Annotated in this window: 10 protein-coding genes; 2 read left to right on the top strand and 8 right to left on the bottom strand. The window is 69.4% G+C overall.

Translation table 11 applies throughout. The features are described from left to right. Nucleotides 1–182 precede the first annotated feature (182 nt). The 5 genes from ACQ9ZG_RS27180 to ngcE form a co-directional block, all read right to left on the bottom strand. The gene (locus tag ACQ9ZG_RS27180) at nt 183–1,295 is read right to left on the bottom strand and encodes a sugar ABC transporter substrate-binding protein (protein ID WP_109914181.1); all 1,113 of its coding nucleotides are present in this window, start codon (nt 1,293–1,295) and stop codon (nt 183–185) included. 120 nt (nt 1,296–1,415) lie between these two features. Then, nucleotides 1,416–2,615, bottom strand: a complete 1,200-nt coding sequence (locus ACQ9ZG_RS27175) for an ROK family transcriptional regulator (RefSeq protein WP_109914179.1) — start codon at nt 2,613–2,615, stop codon at nt 1,416–1,418. Nucleotides 2,616–2,874: 259 nt separating this feature from the next. Next, nucleotides 2,875–3,804 carry a carbohydrate ABC transporter permease gene (locus tag ACQ9ZG_RS27170; protein ID WP_109914178.1) on the bottom strand — a complete coding sequence of 310 codons (930 nt, stop codon included), beginning with the start codon at nt 3,802–3,804 and terminating at the stop codon, nt 2,875–2,877. Further along, nucleotides 3,804–4,724 carry a carbohydrate ABC transporter permease gene (locus tag ACQ9ZG_RS27165; protein ID WP_028418078.1) on the bottom strand — a complete coding sequence of 307 codons (921 nt, stop codon included), beginning with the start codon at nt 4,722–4,724 and terminating at the stop codon, nt 3,804–3,806. Before ACQ9ZG_RS27165 ends, ACQ9ZG_RS27170 begins: the two co-directional genes overlap by 1 nt. A 49-nt stretch (nt 4,725–4,773) precedes the next feature. Beyond that, a complete protein-coding gene (gene ngcE / locus ACQ9ZG_RS27160; protein ID WP_028418077.1) occupies nt 4,774–6,222 on the bottom strand; it encodes an N-acetylglucosamine/diacetylchitobiose ABC transporter substrate-binding protein in 1,449 nt (482 codons plus the stop codon). A 507-nt stretch (nt 6,223–6,729) separates the two neighbouring features. Here ngcE and ACQ9ZG_RS27155 point away from each other — a divergent pair. Beyond that, complete coding sequence (locus tag ACQ9ZG_RS27155) at nt 6,730–10,602, top strand: GH92 family glycosyl hydrolase (protein ID WP_109914177.1); 3,873 nt, start codon at nt 6,730–6,732, stop codon at nt 10,600–10,602. 87 nt (nt 10,603–10,689) lie between these two features. On the opposite strand, the gene ACQ9ZG_RS27150 is transcribed toward ACQ9ZG_RS27155, so the two are convergent. Continuing rightward, a complete protein-coding gene (locus ACQ9ZG_RS27150; RefSeq protein WP_084991491.1) occupies nt 10,690–11,316 on the bottom strand; it encodes a histidine phosphatase family protein in 627 nt (208 codons plus the stop codon). A gap of 97 nt (nt 11,317–11,413) precedes the next feature. On the opposite strand from ACQ9ZG_RS27150, the gene ACQ9ZG_RS27145 reads away from it, so the two are divergent. After that, the gene (locus ACQ9ZG_RS27145) at nt 11,414–12,031 is read left to right on the top strand and encodes a hypothetical protein (protein ID WP_499281315.1); all 618 of its coding nucleotides are present in this window, start codon (nt 11,414–11,416) and stop codon (nt 12,029–12,031) included. 75 nt (nt 12,032–12,106) lie between these two features. Here the strand turns inward: ACQ9ZG_RS27145 and acnA are convergent, their stop codons facing one another. After that, nucleotides 12,107–14,827 carry an aconitate hydratase AcnA gene (gene acnA, locus ACQ9ZG_RS27140; RefSeq protein WP_109916439.1) on the bottom strand — a complete coding sequence of 907 codons (2,721 nt, stop codon included), beginning with the start codon at nt 14,825–14,827 and terminating at the stop codon, nt 12,107–12,109. A 320-nt stretch (nt 14,828–15,147) separates the two neighbouring features. Beyond that, nucleotides 15,148–17,937, bottom strand: coding sequence for an alpha/beta hydrolase (locus tag ACQ9ZG_RS27135; RefSeq protein ID WP_499281314.1), 2,790 nt, complete (start codon nt 17,935–17,937; stop codon nt 15,148–15,150). Nucleotides 17,938–18,080: the final 143 nt, after the last annotated feature.

Here is an 18,080-nt window from a genome sequence, read left to right as displayed (position 1 = left end):
ACGGTTGGTGTGCGGGACGCCGGACAGGCTTCGTGACGCGGGCGGGCCGAAGGCCTGCGCCCGCGCGGGCGGTGGGCCGCCCGGCCCTCGCGCGGGCGCGCGGCGGACCGGGTGGCGGTGGTGCGGGCGGGACCCGGCGGCTCGGGGGCGGGCCGGGTCCCTGGGGCCGGAGCCCCGGGGGACTACTTCAGGCCGATCTTGTCGCAGTCGGCCTTGTACTTGGCCGAGCAGATCTCGTCCAGCGTCCAGATGCCGTCCTTGATGACGGTGTCCTTGATGTTGTCCTTGGTCAGCGAGACGACCGGGACGAGGACCGTCGGGATGCCCTTGGTGGTGGCGCTGTCGACCTTGGAGGTGGCGATGGAGTCGAGCTTCTCGCCCTTGGCGAGGGCGACGGCCATCTCCGCGGCGACGATGCCCTCGGCCGGGTAGGACTTGTAGACGCTCATGAACTGCTCACCGGAGACGATGCGCTGCACACCCGCGAGCTCGGCGTCCTGGCCGGTGACCGGCGGGAGCGGATCGATGCCGGCGGCCTTGAGGGCGGTGATGATGCCGCCCGCCATGCCGTCGTTGGCGGAGTAGACGCCGTCGATCTTGTCCTTGCCGAGCGCGGTGATCGCCGCTTCCATGTTGGCGTTGGCGTTCTCCGGCTTCCACTCCTTGGTGTCGTACTCCTTGCCGTACTTCACCTTGCCGTCGAGGACGGACTTGGCGCCCTTCTTGAAGAGCGCGGCGTTCGGGTCGGTGATCGCGCCGTTCATCATCACGATGGTGCCGCCGTCGGCCTTGTCGCCCAGGGCCTCCAGCAGGGCGGTGCCCTGGGCCCGGCCGACCTCTTCGTTGTCGAAGGAGGTGTAGGCGTCGATGGGGCCCTCGGCGAGGCGGTCGAAGGCGACGACCGGGATCCCGGCGTCCTTGGCCTTCTTGACGCTGTTGGCGATCGCCTTGGAGTCGACCGAGCCCAGGATCAGGGCGTCGACCTTGTTGGTGATCATGGTGTCGACCTGCTGGGCCTGCGTGTTCGCATCCTGCTTGGCGTTGGCGTAGGTGACCTTCGCCTTGCCGCCGGTGAGCTCGCTGATCTTCTTCTCGATGATCGGCCGGTCGAACTTCTCGTAACGGGCCGTCTGGTTCTCGGGGAGGAGCAGACCTATCTTCAGGTCGTCGCCCTTCTTCTCCGAGCCCTGCTCGGCCTTGTCACCGGACTCCTTGGCGCTCCCGCAAGCGGCCAGCGAGATCGCCATCGTGGTGGCGGCAACGGCAACGGCGGCACGACGCATACGCGTGTTCATTCTCGAACCTCCCTGACGAGGCCGCGACGTTGCGGCCGAGGTGGCTGGAAGTCAACTCGGCCACAGGGCCAGCGTCAAGGAGTAAATCCTTAACGAGATGACAACGGTGCCATTCGTTATCTAAGTGAAGGCAGGAGTCGCTGCGGGGAGGGTGCTCTCCAAAAGGGTTGAATCCCCCATCTCGCTCAGCACCAGGGCGAGGGCGCCCAGCACCTCGGCGCGGCCGCCCAGGGCCCCCGGGAGCACCGAGAGCTGCCGGGCCGCGCTGGGGATCGCGTACCGCGAGACGGAGTCCCGTATGGGCCCCAGGACCAGCTCCCCGGCCTCCGCCAGCGAGCCGCCGAGCACCACCCGGCTGGGGTTGAGCAGATTGCACAGGTTGGCGACACCGCTGCCGATGTGGCGGCCGACGTCCCCGATGACCCGGCGGCACCCCGGATCGCCCTCGCGGGCCAGCTGGACCACCCGCTCCATGGTGAGCCCGGGTCCGTGGCTGGGCTGGAGCAGCGGCAGCACGTACCGCGCGGCGGTGAAGGTCTCCAGGCAGCCGCGGTTGCCGCAGCGGCAGACCGGGCCCGACTCGTCGAGCGTGATGTGGCCGATCTCGCCGGCCGTGCCGCCGGGGCCCCGGTAGATGGTCCCGTCGATCACCAGCCCGGCGCCGACGCCGCTGGCGACCTTGATGTACGCGAGGTCCCTGACGCCCCGGCCGCTCCCCCAGACCAGCTCGCCGAGCGCCCCGAGGTTGGCGTCGTTGTCGACGTAGACCGGGACGCCGAGGCGGCCCGACAGCTCCTGGCTCGGGTTGATCCCGGTCCAGCCCGGCAGGATGGAGGTGGAGCCCAGCGTTCCGGACTCCACGTCGATGGGTCCCGGGACGCCGAGGCCGACGCCGATGATCTTGTCCGGGCCGATTCCGGTAGCCTCGATCAGCCGCTTGACCAGCACTTCCGCCCGGTCGAACCCCTCGGCGGAGGAGGCGTCCACATCGAGCGGCTCGGACTCCTCGGCCAGCACCTGGTGGGCCAGGTTGCCGACCGCGACGCGCAGGTGCGTATGGCCGAAGTCGACGCCGATGACGATGCCCGCGTCCCCGCTGAGCGAGACGCTGCGGGCCCGGCGGCCGCCCGCCGAGGTGGGCGTCACCTCGACCGTTCCGCCGTCCTTCAGCTCCCGGACGATATTGGAGACCGTGGCCGCGGAGAGCCCGGTGCTCCGGGCGATCTCCGCCTGGGTGAGCGAACCGGCCATCCGTACGGCGCGTACGACCCGCTCCAGATTGGCCCTGTGCAGCGATGTCTGCGACCCGGGAGTCTCCATCGACTCATCCACTCCTGCCCTTGGCGGGCGGTCCGGAGAGGACCGCCCCGGCCGGGGCGGCAGCGATGACACCCCGGCTTCCTCCAACATGTGAACTCTAAGCTGACCGTTCGGGGGTGCCTCCCGTCAAGACCTGAGCATGCGCGCACAGCGCGACGGCCCGGTGCCCCGGCGGAGGAGTCTCCGCCGGGGCACCGGGCCGTTGTGAAAAGGTGACCTGCTCCGGTCCGCGCGCGACCTGCTTCCGTCCGTGCGCGACCTACTTGAGCGCCCCCGCCGTCAGACCGGAGACGACCTGGCGCTGGAAGACGATGTACGCCGCCAGCACCGGGAGCATCGCGATCACCAGGCCCGCGAAGAGGCCGGAGTAGTCGCCCTTGTACCCCTGGCTCGCGGCCAGCTCCACCAGCCCCTGGGCCAGCACCCGCTTCTCCGGGTCGGTGTTGAGCACCGTCGGCAGCATGTACTGGTTCCACTGGCCCAGGAAGTTGAAGATGCCGACGCTGATCAGGCCGGGCTTGGCCATCGGCAGCATCACCTGGAAGAACGTCCGGGTGTGCGAGGCCCCGTCGATGATCGCCGCCTCCGCGACCGAGGTCGGCAGCGTACGGAAGAACGAGGTCAGGAAGAACACGGTGAACGGCAGCGAGTACGCGATGTACACGAGGATCAGGCCGTGGATCGTGTTCAGCAGCCCCATGTTGTCCATGACGTAGAACAGCGGGACCAGCGCCAGCATGATCGGGAAGCTCATGCCGCCGACGAACAGGAAGTAGATGAACCGGTTGCCCGGGAACTCGAAGCGGGCGATCACATAGGCGGCCATGGAGCCGAAGACCAGGGTGCCGACGAGCGAGCCGCCCACCACCAGGATGGTGTTCAGGAAGTACTCGCTCATGTGGGCCTGGCTCCACGCCCGGCCCCAGCTGTCGAAGTTCAGCGAGCCGGGCAGCGACCAGGGGGTGTTGAAGATGTCCGTGTCGGTCTTGAACGAGGACATCACCGCCCAGAACAGCGGCAGGACCACCATGATCGCCCACAGGATGAGCACCCCGTGCGAGAAGACGTTGAGGACCTGGCCCTCGCTCTTCTTCGCGGGGGCCGACGGGCCCCGGGGGACCGTTCCGGCGCGCTGGGCCGGGATCCCGGCCTCGTCGGTGCCGGAGGGAGGGGTGTCAGTGGTCTTCATCAGAACTCCAGCCGCTCGCGCCGGCCCACCCGCATGACGATGGCGGCGAACGCCAGCGTCACGATGAGCAGGGCGACACCGATCGTGGTCGCGTAGCCCGCCTGTCCGTCACGGAACGCCGACTGGTAGACGTACAGCGGCAGGACGGTGGTCGAGTAGTCGGGCCCGCCGGGGCCGACGCTCATGATGTGGACGATGGCGAAGCCCTCGGCGCCGAGCGCCAGGATGCCCATGTAGACCCAGCCGGACTGGACCGTGTCCCACAGCAGGGGCAGCGTGATCCGGAAGAAGGTCGTGAAGCGGCTCGCCCCGTCCAGCAGGGCGGCCTCGTAGAAGTCCTTGGGGATGGAGGCCATGCCCGCGGAGAACAGCACCACGAAGAAGCCGGTGGTGCACCAGACGAGGACCGCCATGATGACCCACAGCGCCAGCTGCGGGTCGCCCAGCCAGTCCGGTACGTCCGAGAAGCCCACGGCCTTGAGGATGCCGTTGATCATGCCCTGGGCCGGGTCGAAGGCGAACTGGAACAGGATGGCCACGATCGCGATCGAGAGCACCTGCGGGAAGAAGTAGGCGATCTTGTAGAAACCCGAGCCCCGTACGCCGGTGACGGCGGCGCCCTTGCGGCGCCGGCCGCCCACGTTGAGCATGAAGGCGAAGAAGAGCGCGAGGCCCAGCGTCACCAGCGGCAGCAGAACCGCCAGCAGCACACTGTGCTGGAGCGATTTCCAGAAGATGTCGTCGTCGAACATCTTGGTGTAGTTGTCGAACCCGACCATCTTGAAGTCGGGGCTCAGCCCCGTCCAGTCCGTGAACGAGTAGTAGATGGACTGGATGAAGGGCCAGATGACGAAGATGACGTACAGCGCCATCGGGACCACCAAGAACCCGACTATGAACCGGTATTTACCGTGTTGCATCGTTACCGACTCCGACCTTCCCCGAGCTGCCGCCGCTGGTGACGCGTGGTCACTGGTGCCTGTAGTGCTTGATGGACTGGTCCTTGGCGGTCGCGTCGGCGAAGGCCTGGATCTTCTTGATGGTCTCGGCGGGGGTGGCGCGGCCCGCCATCATCTCGCCGAGCGCGGCGACGCCGATCTGCTCCTTCTGGAGCTTCACGTACCAGTCCTGCAGCCGCGGGTTGACCACGTTGGTGCCCGCCTTCTCCAGCGCGGCGACACCGGACTTCAGACCGTCCGACAGCTCGATGCCGTCGGTGCCGCCGTTGAAGGCGGAGAGCGACTTGGTGTTCGTGGTGAAGGACTTGGAGGAGGCCTCGCTGAGCATGATGCGCAGCTGCTCCATGCCGCCCGCCGGGTTCTTCGCCTTGGACGGGACGACGAACGACTCGCCGCCGGAGGCCCAGATGGTGCCGAAGGGCAGCTTGTCGGAGGAGTCGAGGCTGGAGGGCGCGCCCACGGAGAGCTTGAAGTCCTTGGGGATGATCGCCGCTTCCTCGTTCTCCAGCCAGGAGCCGTTGGGGATGAACAGCGCCTTGCCGCGGGCCCAGGCGCCCTGCGAACCGCGGTGGTCCAGGCCGGGGGTGCCCTTGAGGATGTAGCCCTTGGCGAACAGCTCGTAGTACGCCTCGAAGGCCGCCTTGACCGCCGGGTGCTCCCAGGCCTTCGGCTCCAGGTTGTCGATGGCGTCCAGGACCTCGGCACCACCGATCTTGGCGATGAAGGGGTAGAGCGAGAACGGGATGTAATAGGGGTGCTTGCCGGGGTAGGTCCAGCCGGCGATGCCCTGCTTCTTCGCCTTCGCGCAGAGCGCGAGCATCTCGTCCCAGGTCTCCGGGTACGTGGCGTCGAGCTTGTCCAGCGCGGTCTGCGAGTACCAGACGCCGTAGACCGTGTACGCGTAGTACAGGACCCAGACCTGGTCGCCGTCGAAGCGGCCCATCTCGACGATGCCGGGCCGCAGGGTGTCGCGGACCGTCTTGGAGGGGTCGTCGATGGAGGGGGCGTCGAGCAGCGGGGTGAGGTCGGTGAGCTGCTTCTTGCCGACCAGGACGCCCGTGTCCATCTGCTGGGCACCGGAGTTGTCGATCAGGTCCGGCGGGGTGCCGCCGTTGAAGCGCGGCTGGAGGACCGACTGGATCTTCTGCGTGGCGGAGAACTTGATCTGTGCCTCGGGGTAGGTCTTCTTGTAGACGTCCCGGGCCTCCTCCGCGTACTTCGTGCCGAACCCGCCGTCGAAGATGACGATCTCCAGCGGTGCGCTGCCGTTCACGGCCAGCGGGTTCTTGTCGGACTTCTCGCCCTTGGCGACCTTGTTGTCGTCGCTGTCGCCGCTGCCGCTCGCGCAGGCGGAGAGGAAGCTCATCGTCGGAACAGCGATCAGGCCGAGTGCGGCAGAACGCTTGATCAGATCGCGACGGCCAAGGCCCTCGTTGTTGTGAGCGGAGGTGGATCCCATGCTCAAGTCCTCGCCTTCTCCAGGACTCAGGCGGTGTACCGGTCACCCGTCGAGAATTCGCCTCAGGCGAAGGGCCCCGCCACCGCGGTCAGTTGCGCTCGGGTCATGCAGATATGCAGGTGTACCGGAGAAAAGAACCGGCGGAGGGGGTGGTCGGAGAACCGTACAGCCTGGGCGTCCATGACACCCCGGCGGCCGTCCCTTGTTCTCCCCCTTGTGCGCGGCCGTTGCAACGGCCGCGCGGATGGCGACAGGTATAGTCCACTTGTCGCCAACTGAGCAAGATCGAATGCAGGTTGGAGCGACAGTCTTTCCCGAGTTGAGACCTCGTGGGCTCCTCGGCACCGTACGCCCAGTTCCGGGGGCGGCTTTCTCCCGTTACGGCCGGTTCACGGACCGCACCTGAGGCAACACCCTTGACACGTCCTGTCACTTGGCTCCCTACTGGACCTTGCATCCCGCTATGACAACGTTGTCCAAGCACGCTCCGGGGAGGAACGGCTCGCCATGCAGCCACCACGAGGTCTCCACCAAGGCGCCGGAAGGGCCCTCAGCGGCGCCGCCCGTACGAGACGGAGCCGCACGGCCGCCGTCCTCGCGGCATCACTCGCCCTGGCCCTCGCGGCCCCCACGGCCGCCGTCGCCGGCCCGTCCGACGCGGACCGGAAGCCGTCCGGCGAACGGACGTTCCGCTCCTCCTTCGAGGCGGACGAGAAGCAGCCGGACTGGCGCAACACGGTGGAAGTGGGGCCGGACGGCACAGACCGCTCGTCGGGGGTCGACGGCGGATTCTCCTCCGGAATACCGGGCAATGTCACCGACAAGGTGACCGAGGTCCGCGCCAGCGCCGAGAACACCGCGGGCGGCGAAGTCAAGGAGAACCTGGTCGACGTCGAACCGGCCTCCAAGTGGCTGGCGTTCCAGCCCACCGGCTGGGTGGAGTTCGACCTGGACGAGCCGGTGAAGGTGGTGACGTACGCGCTCACCTCCGCCAACGACCACGCCCCGCGCGACCCGAAGGACTGGACGCTCAAGGGCTCGGCGGACGGCAAGGAGTGGACCGACCTCGACACCCGTACGGGCGAGAAGTTCGAGAAGCGCCACGAGACGAAGTCGTACGATTTCGCCTCCGACACCGCCTACCGGCACTTCCGGCTGGAGATCACGGCCAACAACGGCGCGTCGGACATCCTCCAGCTCGCCGACGTTCAGTTCTCGAACGGTGACACCTCCGCGCCGGTCCCGGACGAGATGCGCAGCCAGCCCGACCGGGGCCCCTCCGGCTCGCCCACGGCCAAGGCGGGCGCGGGGTTCACGGGGAAGAAGGCGCTGCGGTACGCGGGTACGCACAAGCCGGACGGCCGGGCGTACGCGTACAACAAGGTCTTCGACGTGAACACGGCCGTCACCAAGGACACCGAGCTGTCCTATCTGGTCTATCCGCAGATGGGCGAGACGGACCTCAATTACCCCGCCACCCACATCGCGGTGGACCTCGCCTTCACCGACGGCACGTATCTCAGCCGGCTGAAGGCCACCGACAGCCACGGCGGGCTGCTGACCCCGCAGGGCCAGGGCGACGCCAAGCGGCTCTACGTCAACCAGTGGAACAAGGTCTCCTCGCGCATCGGCACGGTCGCCGCGGGCAAGACGGTCGACCGGGTGCTCGTGGCGTACGACTCCGACAAGGGCCCGGCGAAGTTCCAGGGCTGGGTCGACGACATCGTGATCGAGCCGAAGAAGCCGGCGAAGCGCAAGGCGCACCTGTCGGACTACGCGCTCACCACGCGCGGTACCAACTCCTCCGGCGGCTACTCGCGCGGCAACAACATCCCGGCCACCGCCGTCCCGCACGGCTTCAACTTCTGGACGCCGGTCACCAACGCCGGTTCGCTGAGCTGGCTGTACGACTACCACCGGGGCAACAACGAGGACAACCTCCCCACCCTCCAGGCCTTCAGCGCCAGTCATGAGCCGAGCCCCTGGATGGGCGACCGGCAGACCTTCCAGATGATGCCCTCGGCCGCCTCCGGCACCCCCGACGCCGCCCGTACCGCCCGCGCGCTGCCGTTCCGGCACGAGAACGAGGTGGCGAAGCCGCACTACTACGGCGTCACGTTCGAGAACGGCCTCAAGGCCGAGATGACGCCCACCGACCACGCGGCCCGGATGCGCTTCACCTACCCGGGCAAGGACGCCAGCCTGGTCTTCGACAACGTGTCGAACGCCGGCGGCCTCACCCTGGACCCGAAGACCAGCTCCTTCTCCGGCTACACGGACGTGAAGAGCGGTCTCTCCACGGGTGCGACCCGCATGTTCGTGTACGGCGTCTTCGACGCGCCGGTGACGGACAGCGGCAAGCTGAAGGGCGGGGGCGGGGACGACGTCACCGGCTTCTTCCGCTTCGACGCGGGCAAGGACCGCACGGTCGAACTCCGGCTGGCCACCTCGCTGATCGGCGTCGACCAGGCGAAGAAGAACCTGGCGATGGAGATCCCCGCGTCCACCTCCTTCGAGAAGGTGCAGCGCACCGCGCAGAAGGCCTGGGACAAGATCCTGGGGACGATCGAGGTGGAGGGTGCCGATGAGGACCAGCTGACCACGCTCTACTCCAGCCTCTACCGGCTCTACCTCTACCCGAACTCCGGCCACGAGAAGGTGGACGGGAAGGACAAGTACGCGAGCCCCTTCTCCAAGCCGACCGGCACGGACACCCCGACGCAGACCGGCGCGAAGATCGTCGACGGCAAGGTGTACGTCAACAACGGCTTCTGGGACACCTACCGCACGACCTGGCCCGCCTACTCCTTCTTCTCCCCGAAGAAGGCCGGTGAGCTGGTGGACGGCTTCGTGCAGCACTACAAGGACGGCGGCTGGACCTCCCGCTGGTCCTCCCCCGGCTACGCGGACCTGATGACCGGCACCAGCTCGGACGTGGCCTTCGCGGACGCGTACGTCAAGGGCGTGAAGTTCGACGCCGAGGCGGCGTACGACGCGGCGGTCAAGAACGCCACGGTGGCCCCGCCCTCCTCGGGCGTCGGCCGCAAGGGCATGGAGACCTCGGTCTTCACCGGATACGCGAACACGGCCACGCACGAGGGCCTGTCCTGGTCGCTGGAGGGCTACCTCAACGACTACGGCATCGCCCGCATGGGCCAGGAGCTGTACAAGAAGACGAAGAAGGCGCGGTACAAGGAAGAGTCCGAGTACTTCCTCAACCGGGCGCAGAAGTACGTCAAGCTCTTCGACGAGAAGGCGGGCTTCTTCCAGGGCAAGAAGCCGAACGGCGACTGGCGCCTCCCCTCGGACAGTTACGACCCCCGCGTCTGGGGCTACGACTACACCGAGACCAACGGCTGGGGCTACGCCTTCACCGCCCCGCAGGACAGCCGGGGCCTGGCCAACCTGTACGGCGGCCGCGCGGGGCTCGGCAAGAAGCTGGACACGTACTTCTCGACGCCGGAGACGGCGGGCCCGGAGTTCGTCGGCAGCTACGGCGGGGTCATCCACGAGATGACCGAGGCGCGTGACGTGCGGATGGGCCAGTACGGGCACAGCAACCAGGTCGCCCACCACGCCACGTACATGTACAACGCGGCCTCGCAGCCCCACAAGACGCAGGAGAAGGTCCGCGAGGTGCTGAGCCGCCTCTACGTGGGCAGCGAGATCGGGCAGGGCATCCACGGCGACGAGGACAACGGCGAGCAGTCGGCGTGGTACCTCTTCTCCTCGCTCGGCTTCTACCCGCTGGTGATGGGCAGCGGGGAGTACGCGATCGGCTCGCCGCTCTTCAAGAAGGTCACCGTCCGCATGGACAACGGCCGCAAGCTGACCGTCAAGGCCCCGAAGAACAGCGCGACGAACATCTACGTGCAGGGCGTGAAGGTCAACGGCAAGAAGTGGACCTCCACCGCGCTCCCCCACGAGGTGCTGGCCAAGGGCGGCACGCTGGAGTTCGACATGGGCCCGAAGCCGTCGGCCTGGGGCACGGGCAAGGACGCGGCCCCGGTCTCCATCCAGCAGGACGACAAGGCCCCGGCGCCCAAGGGCGACGTGCTGAAGGGTGACGGCGCGCTCTTCGACAACACCTCGGCCACCTCGGCGGAGGTCACCTCGGTGGAGCTGCCCGTGACGGCGTCCACCAAGGCGCTCCAGTACACGCTGACCTCGGCGGCGGCCGGCAAGGCCCCGACCGGGTGGACGCTCCAGGGCTCGTCCGACGGGAAGAGCTGGAGGGACCTGGACCGCCGCTCGGGCCAGTCCTTCGCCTGGGACAAGCAGACCCGGGCCTTCTCGGTGGACCGGCCGGGAGCGTACGCGCAGTACCGGCTGGTGCTGACGGGGGCGGCGACGCTGGCGGAGGTGGAGCTGATCTCCTGACCCCCGTCCTGTGATCCGGCGGCCGGTACCCCGAGGAGGGGGTGCCGGCCGCACGGCGTTCCAGGCGCCCTGATCCTTCTGCGTCCGCTAGTCCTCCTGGGCCTCCTGAAGCGCTTCGGGGAGGGCCATGTTGAGGGCGGTGACGACCGGTCCGCCGTGTTCCGTGCCGAGCCGGGATACGGCGCCGGTGGCGAGCTGGAAGAGGCGCCCCTCGGCCGGGGTCAGCCCGAGGTAGCGGGCGGTGAGGACACGCAGGAAGTGGGAGTGGGCGACGAGCGCGATGTCCGCGTTCCCGAGCCCCTCGGCGGCCGACCGGACGCCCGCCAGCACCTGGTCGGCGCGCTGCCCGACCTGGGCCGGGCTCTCCCCGGGGTGCTCGTCGGAGCCGGGGTCGACACCGTCGGTCCAGAGGTTCCAGAAGGGGCGGGTGCGGCGGATCGCCCGGGTGGTGATGCCCTCGTAGCCGCCGTAGTCCCACTCCCGCAGCTCGGGGGTGACGCGGGGGGCGTGGAGCCCGGCCAGTTCGGCGGTGCGCCGGGCCCGGATCGAGGGGCTGACGAGGGTGAGGCCGATGTTCCGGTCGGCGAGGAGCGGGACCAGGGCGCGGGCCTGGCGTTCTCCGGTGGCGGTCAGCGGGAGGTCGGTCCAGCTCGTGTGCTGCCCGGAGCGGGACCACTCGGTCTCGCCGTGCCGGATGAGGATCAGCTCGCCCATGGGGTCCGTTCGCTTTCTGCACGGGTGGTGCCGGTGGTGCGGGTGGGGCCACGTACCGTAAGTCCCCCGCTTGATCGACTTCCCGTGGGGGGACCGCATGTCCGACAACTCTCCGCCTCCGCCGCCCGAACGGCCGCAGCCGGAGCCTCCGGTGGCCGGGCCGCCGCTCTCCCCGTGGGCGCCCCCGGCACCGCCGCCGCGCAGGCAGCGTACGGGGCTGATCGTGACGCTGGCCGTGGGCGGCTCGCTGGTCGTGGCGGGGGCGCTGGTGGCACTCGTCCACTCGTTGCTGGACGCGGCCGCGGACTCCACCGCGCTGGCGCCCGCGCGATCGGAGGCGTATGAGGAGGAGGTGCCGGAGGACGAGGGGGCGCCCTACGACGAGGAAGCTCCCTACGACGCCGAGGAGGAGACGGAGCCGGTCGCTCCCGGGCCGCGCGCCGACGGGGACGCCACGGTCACCAAATGCGTGCGGGACAAGCTGATCGGCTGGCCGCACGCGGAGGTGAAGGTCGTGAACGGGGGCGAGGGCCCGGCCGGGTACATCGTGTTCGTCGAGTTCGTGGACCCGGACGGAAGGATGCGGACCGGTGGCGTCGCGATCGCCGACGATCTCGCCCCCGGCGCGTCGGTGCGGGCGGAGGCCCAGGGGCTCGGTGAGGTGCCGCCGGGCACGACGTGCCGGATCGACCGGGTCGAACGGGACCCCGCCTAGCGGGCAGGTCCCGTACGAACGCGGCAGGGCCGCACCCCGGGTTCCCGGGGTGCGGCCCTGCTGTCACGCTGCGGCTCAGCTGCGGATCAGGCTGCGGAGCACGTACTGCAGGATGCCGCCGTTGCGGTAGTAGTCCGCCTCGCCGGGGGTGTCGATGCGGACGACCGCGTCGAACTCCACACCGGTGTCGGTGGTGACCTTGACCGTACGGGGGGTGGTGCCGTCGTTCAGCTCGGTGACGCCGGTGAAGGAGAAGGCCTCCTCGCCGGTGAGGCCGAGGGTCTCGGCGCTCTGGCCCTCGGGGAACTGGAGCGGGAGGACGCCCATGCCGATGAGGTTCGAGCGGTGGATGCGCTCGTAGGACTCGGCGATGACGGCCTTGACGCCCAGGAGCGCGGTGCCCTTGGCGGCCCAGTCGCGGGACGAGCCGGAGCCGTACTCCTTGCCCGCGAGGATCGCGAGCGGGGTGCCGCCGGCCTGGTAGTTCTGCGAGGCGTCGTAGATGAACGACACCGGACCGCCGTCCTGGGTGAAGTCGCGGGTGTAGCCGCCCTCGGTGCCCGGCGCGATCTGGTTGCGCAGGCGGATGTTGGCGAACGTGCCGCGGATCATGACCTCGTGGTTGCCACGGCGCGAGCCGTAGGAGTTGAAGTCACGGCGCTCGATGCCGTGCTCCGTGAGGTACTTGCCGGCCGGGGTGTCGGCCTTGATCGCACCGGCCGGGGAGATGTGGTCGGTGGTGACCGAGTCGCCCAGCTTGGCGAGGACGCGGGCACCGGTGATGTCCTCGACCGGGGCCGGGTCCATCGCCATGCCCTCGAAGTACGGGGGCTTGCGCACGTAGGTGGACTCGGCGTCCCACTCGAAGGTGTTGCCGGTCGGGACGGGGAGCGCCTGCCACTGGGCGTCGCCCGCGAAGACGTCCTGGTAGGACTTGTTGAACATGTCCTCGCCGATGGCGTTGGCCACGACGTCGTTGACCTCGGCCTCGGTCGGCCAGATGTCGGCCAGGAAGACCGGCTTGCCGTCCTGGTCGGCGCCCAGGGCGTCCTTGGTGATGTCGACCTTCATCGAACCGGCGATGGCGTACGCGACGACCAGCGGCGGGGACGCCAGGTAGTTCATCTTGACGTCGGGGTTGATGCGGCCCTCGAAGTTGCGGTTGCCCGAGAGGACCGACGTGACGGCGAGGTCGTTGTCGTTGACGGCCTTGGAGACCTCCTCCGGCAGCGGGCCGGAGTTGCCGATGCAGGTGGTGCAGCCGTAGCCGACGAGGTTGAAGCCGACCTTGTCGAGGTACGGGGTCAGGCCCGCCTTGTCGAAGTAGTCGGTGACGACCTTGGAGCCCGGGGCGAGGGTGGTCTTGACCCACGGCTTGCGGGTCAGGCCCTTCTCGACCGCCTTCTTCGCCACGAGCGCTGCGGCGACCATGACGTAGGGGTTCGAGGTGTTGGTGCAGGAGGTGATCGCGGCGACGGTGACGGCGCCGTGGTCGATCTCGTACGTCGAGCCGTCGGGGGCCGTGACGGTGGTCGGGTTCGACGGGACGCCGTTGGAGACGGCCGGGGCGTCGGAGGCCGGGAAGGACTCCTTGCCCGCCTCGTCGACACCGGTGTCGGAGACGTAGTTGCGGACGTCCGAGGCGAACTGCTGCGCGGCGTTGGCGAGGACGATGCGGTCCTGCGGGCGCTTCGGGCCGGCGATGGAGGGGACGACCGTGGCGAGGTCCAGCTCCAGCTTCTCGGAGAAGTCCGGCTCGGCCTTCGGGTCCAGCCAGAGGCCCTGCTCCTTGGCGTACGCCTCGACGAGGGCGACCTGCTGGGCGTCGCGGCCGGTCAGGCGCAGGTAGTTCAGCGTCTCGTCGTCGATCGGGAAGATCGCGGCGGTGGAGCCGAACTCCGGCGACATGTTGCCGATGGTGGCGCGGTTGGCGAGCGAGGTGGCGGCGACGCCCTCACCGTAGAACTCGACGAACTTGCCGACGACACCGTGCTTGCGCAGCATCTCGGTGATGGTCAGCACGAGGTCGGTGGCGGTGGTGCCGGGCTTCAGCTCGCCGGTCAGCTTGAAGCCGACGACGCGCGGGATGAGCATGGAGACCGGCTGGCCGAGCATGGCGGCCTCGGCCTCGATGCCGCCGACGCCCCAGCCCAGCACACCGAGGCCGTTGACCATGGTGGTGTGCGAGTCGGTGCCGACGAGGGTGTCGGGGTAGGCCTGGCCGTTGCGGACCATGACCGTACGCGCCAGGTGCTCGATGTTCACCTGGTGGACGATGCCGGTGCCCGGGGGGACGACCTTGAACTCGTCGAAGGCGGTCTGGCCCCAGCGCAGGAACTGGTAGCGCTCCTTGTTGCGGCCGTACTCCAGCTCCACGTTCTGGGCGAACGCGTCGTTGGTGCCGAACTTGTCGGCGATGACGGAGTGGTCGATGACCAGCTCGGCCGGGGCCAGCGGGTTGATCTTCGCCGGGTCGCCGCCCAGCTCCTTCACGGCCTCACGCATGGTGGCGAGGTCCACGACACAGGGCACGCCGGTGAAGTCCTGCATGATCACGCGGGCCGGCGTGAACTGGATCTCCTGGCTGGGCTGGGCCTGGGAGTCCCAGCCGCCGATGGCCCGGATGTGGTCGGCGGTGATGTTCGCGCCGTCCTCGGTACGGAGCAGGTTCTCCAGCAGGACCTTCAGGCTGTACGGGAGGCGCGCGGAGCCCTCGACCTTGTCCAGCTTGAAGATCTCGTACGACTCGTCGCCCACGCGCAGCGTGCTGCGGGCGTCGAAGCTGTTCGCCGACACGACAGTCTCCTTCTTCAATGTGCGCGTCTACCGCGCCGCGCCTCATTGGCAGCGGGCACCGCGTTGTGCCGCCTACGGCCCCGACCATCCGCTAAGGTAAGGCTTAGTTAGGTATGCCTTACCGGGCGGCGGCTGTGGTGCGCCTCGGCACATATCTCGATGTCGAGATAACTCTAGTACATAGCCGCCGCCCGGTCATGCCCAGGTGCCCCTGTGCACTTCTACCCGCGCTGCCGTAAAGGATGGGTGCGCCCACCGCGGACAGGGCTCCGGCCCCTCCGCGCGATCGCGGAGGGGCCGGAGCCCGTGTGCGGGACGGGTTACGGCGTGTCGCGGACCGTGCCCTCGAAGGGCGGGCCCAGCGGTGCGTCCTCCTCGTCCGTCAGCTGGAGGCGGACGTACTCGGTCGGCTCCTTCACCTGGTCACGGATGGTCGGAACGGTGAGGTCCGCGGAGGTCCGGCCTGCCTCGACCGTCGTCCACAGCGTGCCGTACTCGACCTCCGAGAGCGGGATCGCGGGGTTCGGGACCTCCTCGACCAGCTGCGACAGCCACTCCTGGTCGACATCGGCCGTGGACAGCTCCGGGCGGCCGTCGGGGACGGGGATCAGCTGGGCCACGGTCCAGATGTCGACGTCCGCCTTCTCCGAGAGGGAGATCCGCCAGGTCAGCGGCGAGCCCTCGGTGACGTCGTCGGCCACCGGCTTGACGGTCACCTTCGGCATCGGGTCGTCGTTCTCGGCGAGTACGCCACCGGCGTCAGCGCCGATGACCGTGCCCTGGACGGCCTTGACGAGGACGTCGTAGGCCTTGTCCCAGCCGTAGCGCTTGTTGCCCTCGACCTTCACCTTGACGTTGATCCCGGCGGTACCGGGGCCGACCCTGACCAGGCGGCCGGCCGACTTGCCGGTGTCCGGGTCGATGACGTACAGCCGGACCGCTCCGGCGTTCTTGCCGGTGGTGCGGACGGGGACCTGGTACGTACGGAAGCCGGAGTCGCCCTCCTTGACGGTGAGACGACCGATGTCGACGCGGGCGAGCGGCGCGGCCTTCACCGCGGGGGTGCCCGGCTTCCACGACCAGGCGTCCATCAGCCACGCCTTGCCGGAGGAGGAGAGCGGGGTCAGCTCCAGGTGGGCGATCCGGCCCAGGTCGAGCTTGGCACGGGTCGCGGGGGCCAGCGGGACGCGGACCTCCTGGGCCCAGTACGAGCTGGTCCGGTCGGTTCCGGGCAGCCCGTCGATCTTGACGCTGCCCAGCTTGGCGCGCTTGCCCTTGGCGTCCTTGACGTGGACGTCGAAGCGGGTGCCCGTGGTGTTCGGCGGTACGGCGACGCGGAGCGCGAGGCTCTGCGCACCCTTGACCGGGACCGGCTTCTTCGGGGTGACGCGGGCGATGGTGCCCGGCTTCTTCCAGTCCAGGGCGACCGCGCGGCGGCCGGCCTCGTGCTCGGGGCGCCACTGGGCGAAGTGCGGCGACCTGCCGGGGTCCTTCTCGCCCAGGCAGGCGGAGCGGCCGGGGGCGACGGCGTCGCACAGCCTGGCGCCGCCGACCTTGGGCCCGCCCTGCGGGTCGTCGGGCAGGAATCCGGCGCTCCGGTTGCCGCCGACCGCGTGGGTCAGCACCCGGGCGGGGTCGGCGGAGGGGGCGCGGCGGCCGGTGCCGTCGACGAGCCGGCGTACGCGGTCGTCGCCGCCGACGAACAGCCGCGCGGCGGCGGCGATGTAGGTCGCGCCCGCCTTGTGCTGCTGGTCGGCGGTGAGCCGTCCGGCGGCGCCGGGCGAGCAGAGCGGGTCGGGGGCTTCCTCGTCGTGCCAGAAGTCGTCGTCGGCCGGGGCCTGGGCCTGGCCGGGCGTCCACTCGGTGTTGAAGTAGTTGTGGTTGGCGCCGACCATGTAGACCGAGCTGTGCAGGGCCTTGCCCCGGCTGACACCCCGGGTGCCGTCGGTGAACACCTGGCCCTGGAGGTCGGATACGTCGCCGTCGCAGCCGGGCAGGATCGTCAGCGAGGGGACGTCCGGCACCGGGTTCTGGCCGAAGATCGTGGGCCCGATGTGGACGGTGCCGCGGATGTTCCAGCGGGCCTTGGAGCGGTAGCCGTCCTGGGCGGCCGGCGGCTGGTACAGGCTGTCCATCACCGCGCGGTTGACGCCCTCGCCGCCGCGCGAGTGCCCGACGAGGAGCACCCGGGACAGGTCGGCCTTCGGCCCCTTGCGTACGGCGGCGGGCGCGGAGGCGGGCTTGGCGGCCCAGTCGGCCCAGCGGCCGAGGTGGTTGCGGATCAGCGAGGACCGGGCCTGCGCGCCGCCGTCCTCGGCGTTCCAGTCCTGGCCGTTGATGCCGTTGGCGGAGATGGAGACGGTCACGTACCCCTGCGAGGCCAGCAGCTTCTGGTCGCGCAGATAGCCGCGGTGGCTGGGGATCGGCTTGCTGCCCTTGGCGCAGGGCCAGTCGCCGGAGGCCTCCCCGTCCTTGCCGGGGACGTAGCAGGTGGCGTGGCGACCGTGCAGGAAGAGGGCGATGGGGCGCTTGCCGGGGGCCTTCTTCGGGGCGACGACGACTCCGCGCATCTCGACGCGTTCGGGGAAGCCGGGGAGCTTGACGCCGGGGAGGTCGTACTCACCGGTGGTGGTGGCGTACGTGCCGGGCTTGCCCGGGTCGACGGTGCCCGCGGGCAGCTTGGGCGGCAGCTTCGGGGCGGGCGGCTTGGCCTTGCGGTTCGCGCCCGCGCCCGGGGCCTGGTCGATTCGGCGCCCGGCCGCCTCGACCGCGAGGTCGCCGAGATCGGCGGTACGGACCTCTTCGAGCGGCAGCCGGAACGTCCGGCCGTCGTCCTGCGGTTCGGGTACGCCCACGAGCGCGCCGTTCGCGCGGAACTCCACGCGGGCGTCGCCCATGGGGACCGGCTCGGGCGCCCGCCACTCCAGGTGGCTGCGCCCGTTCTCTCCGGCGATGCGCCAGCCGGGCGGCAGCGCGTCGCCCGCATGGGGTGTCGCGGTGGCACCGGGTATCTCCGGCGGCGCTGGGGCGGCGTACGCCCCCGTCGGCGCCACCCCCCCCACCGTCAGCACCGCTATCGCGGTGGCCCATGCTCTCCGGCCACGTATCAAAGCTCCTCCTCAACCCTGGCTCCGCGCACGCCCGTTCCGTTGGTCTGTATCCGGATCGAACGCGCTCTCGGAGATCGAGACGGGGAGTCGAACGCGCGGGTTGCCTCCGGGAGCGGAGTGATCCGCACATCCGTCCCGTCGGC

The organism is Streptomyces araujoniae, assembly GCF_050871195.1.
Lineage (GTDB): Bacteria > Actinomycetota > Actinomycetes > Streptomycetales > Streptomycetaceae > Streptomyces > Streptomyces bacillaris.
Note: the sequence above shows the minus strand (reverse complement) of the source record. Positions and strands in the feature narration are given on the sequence as shown.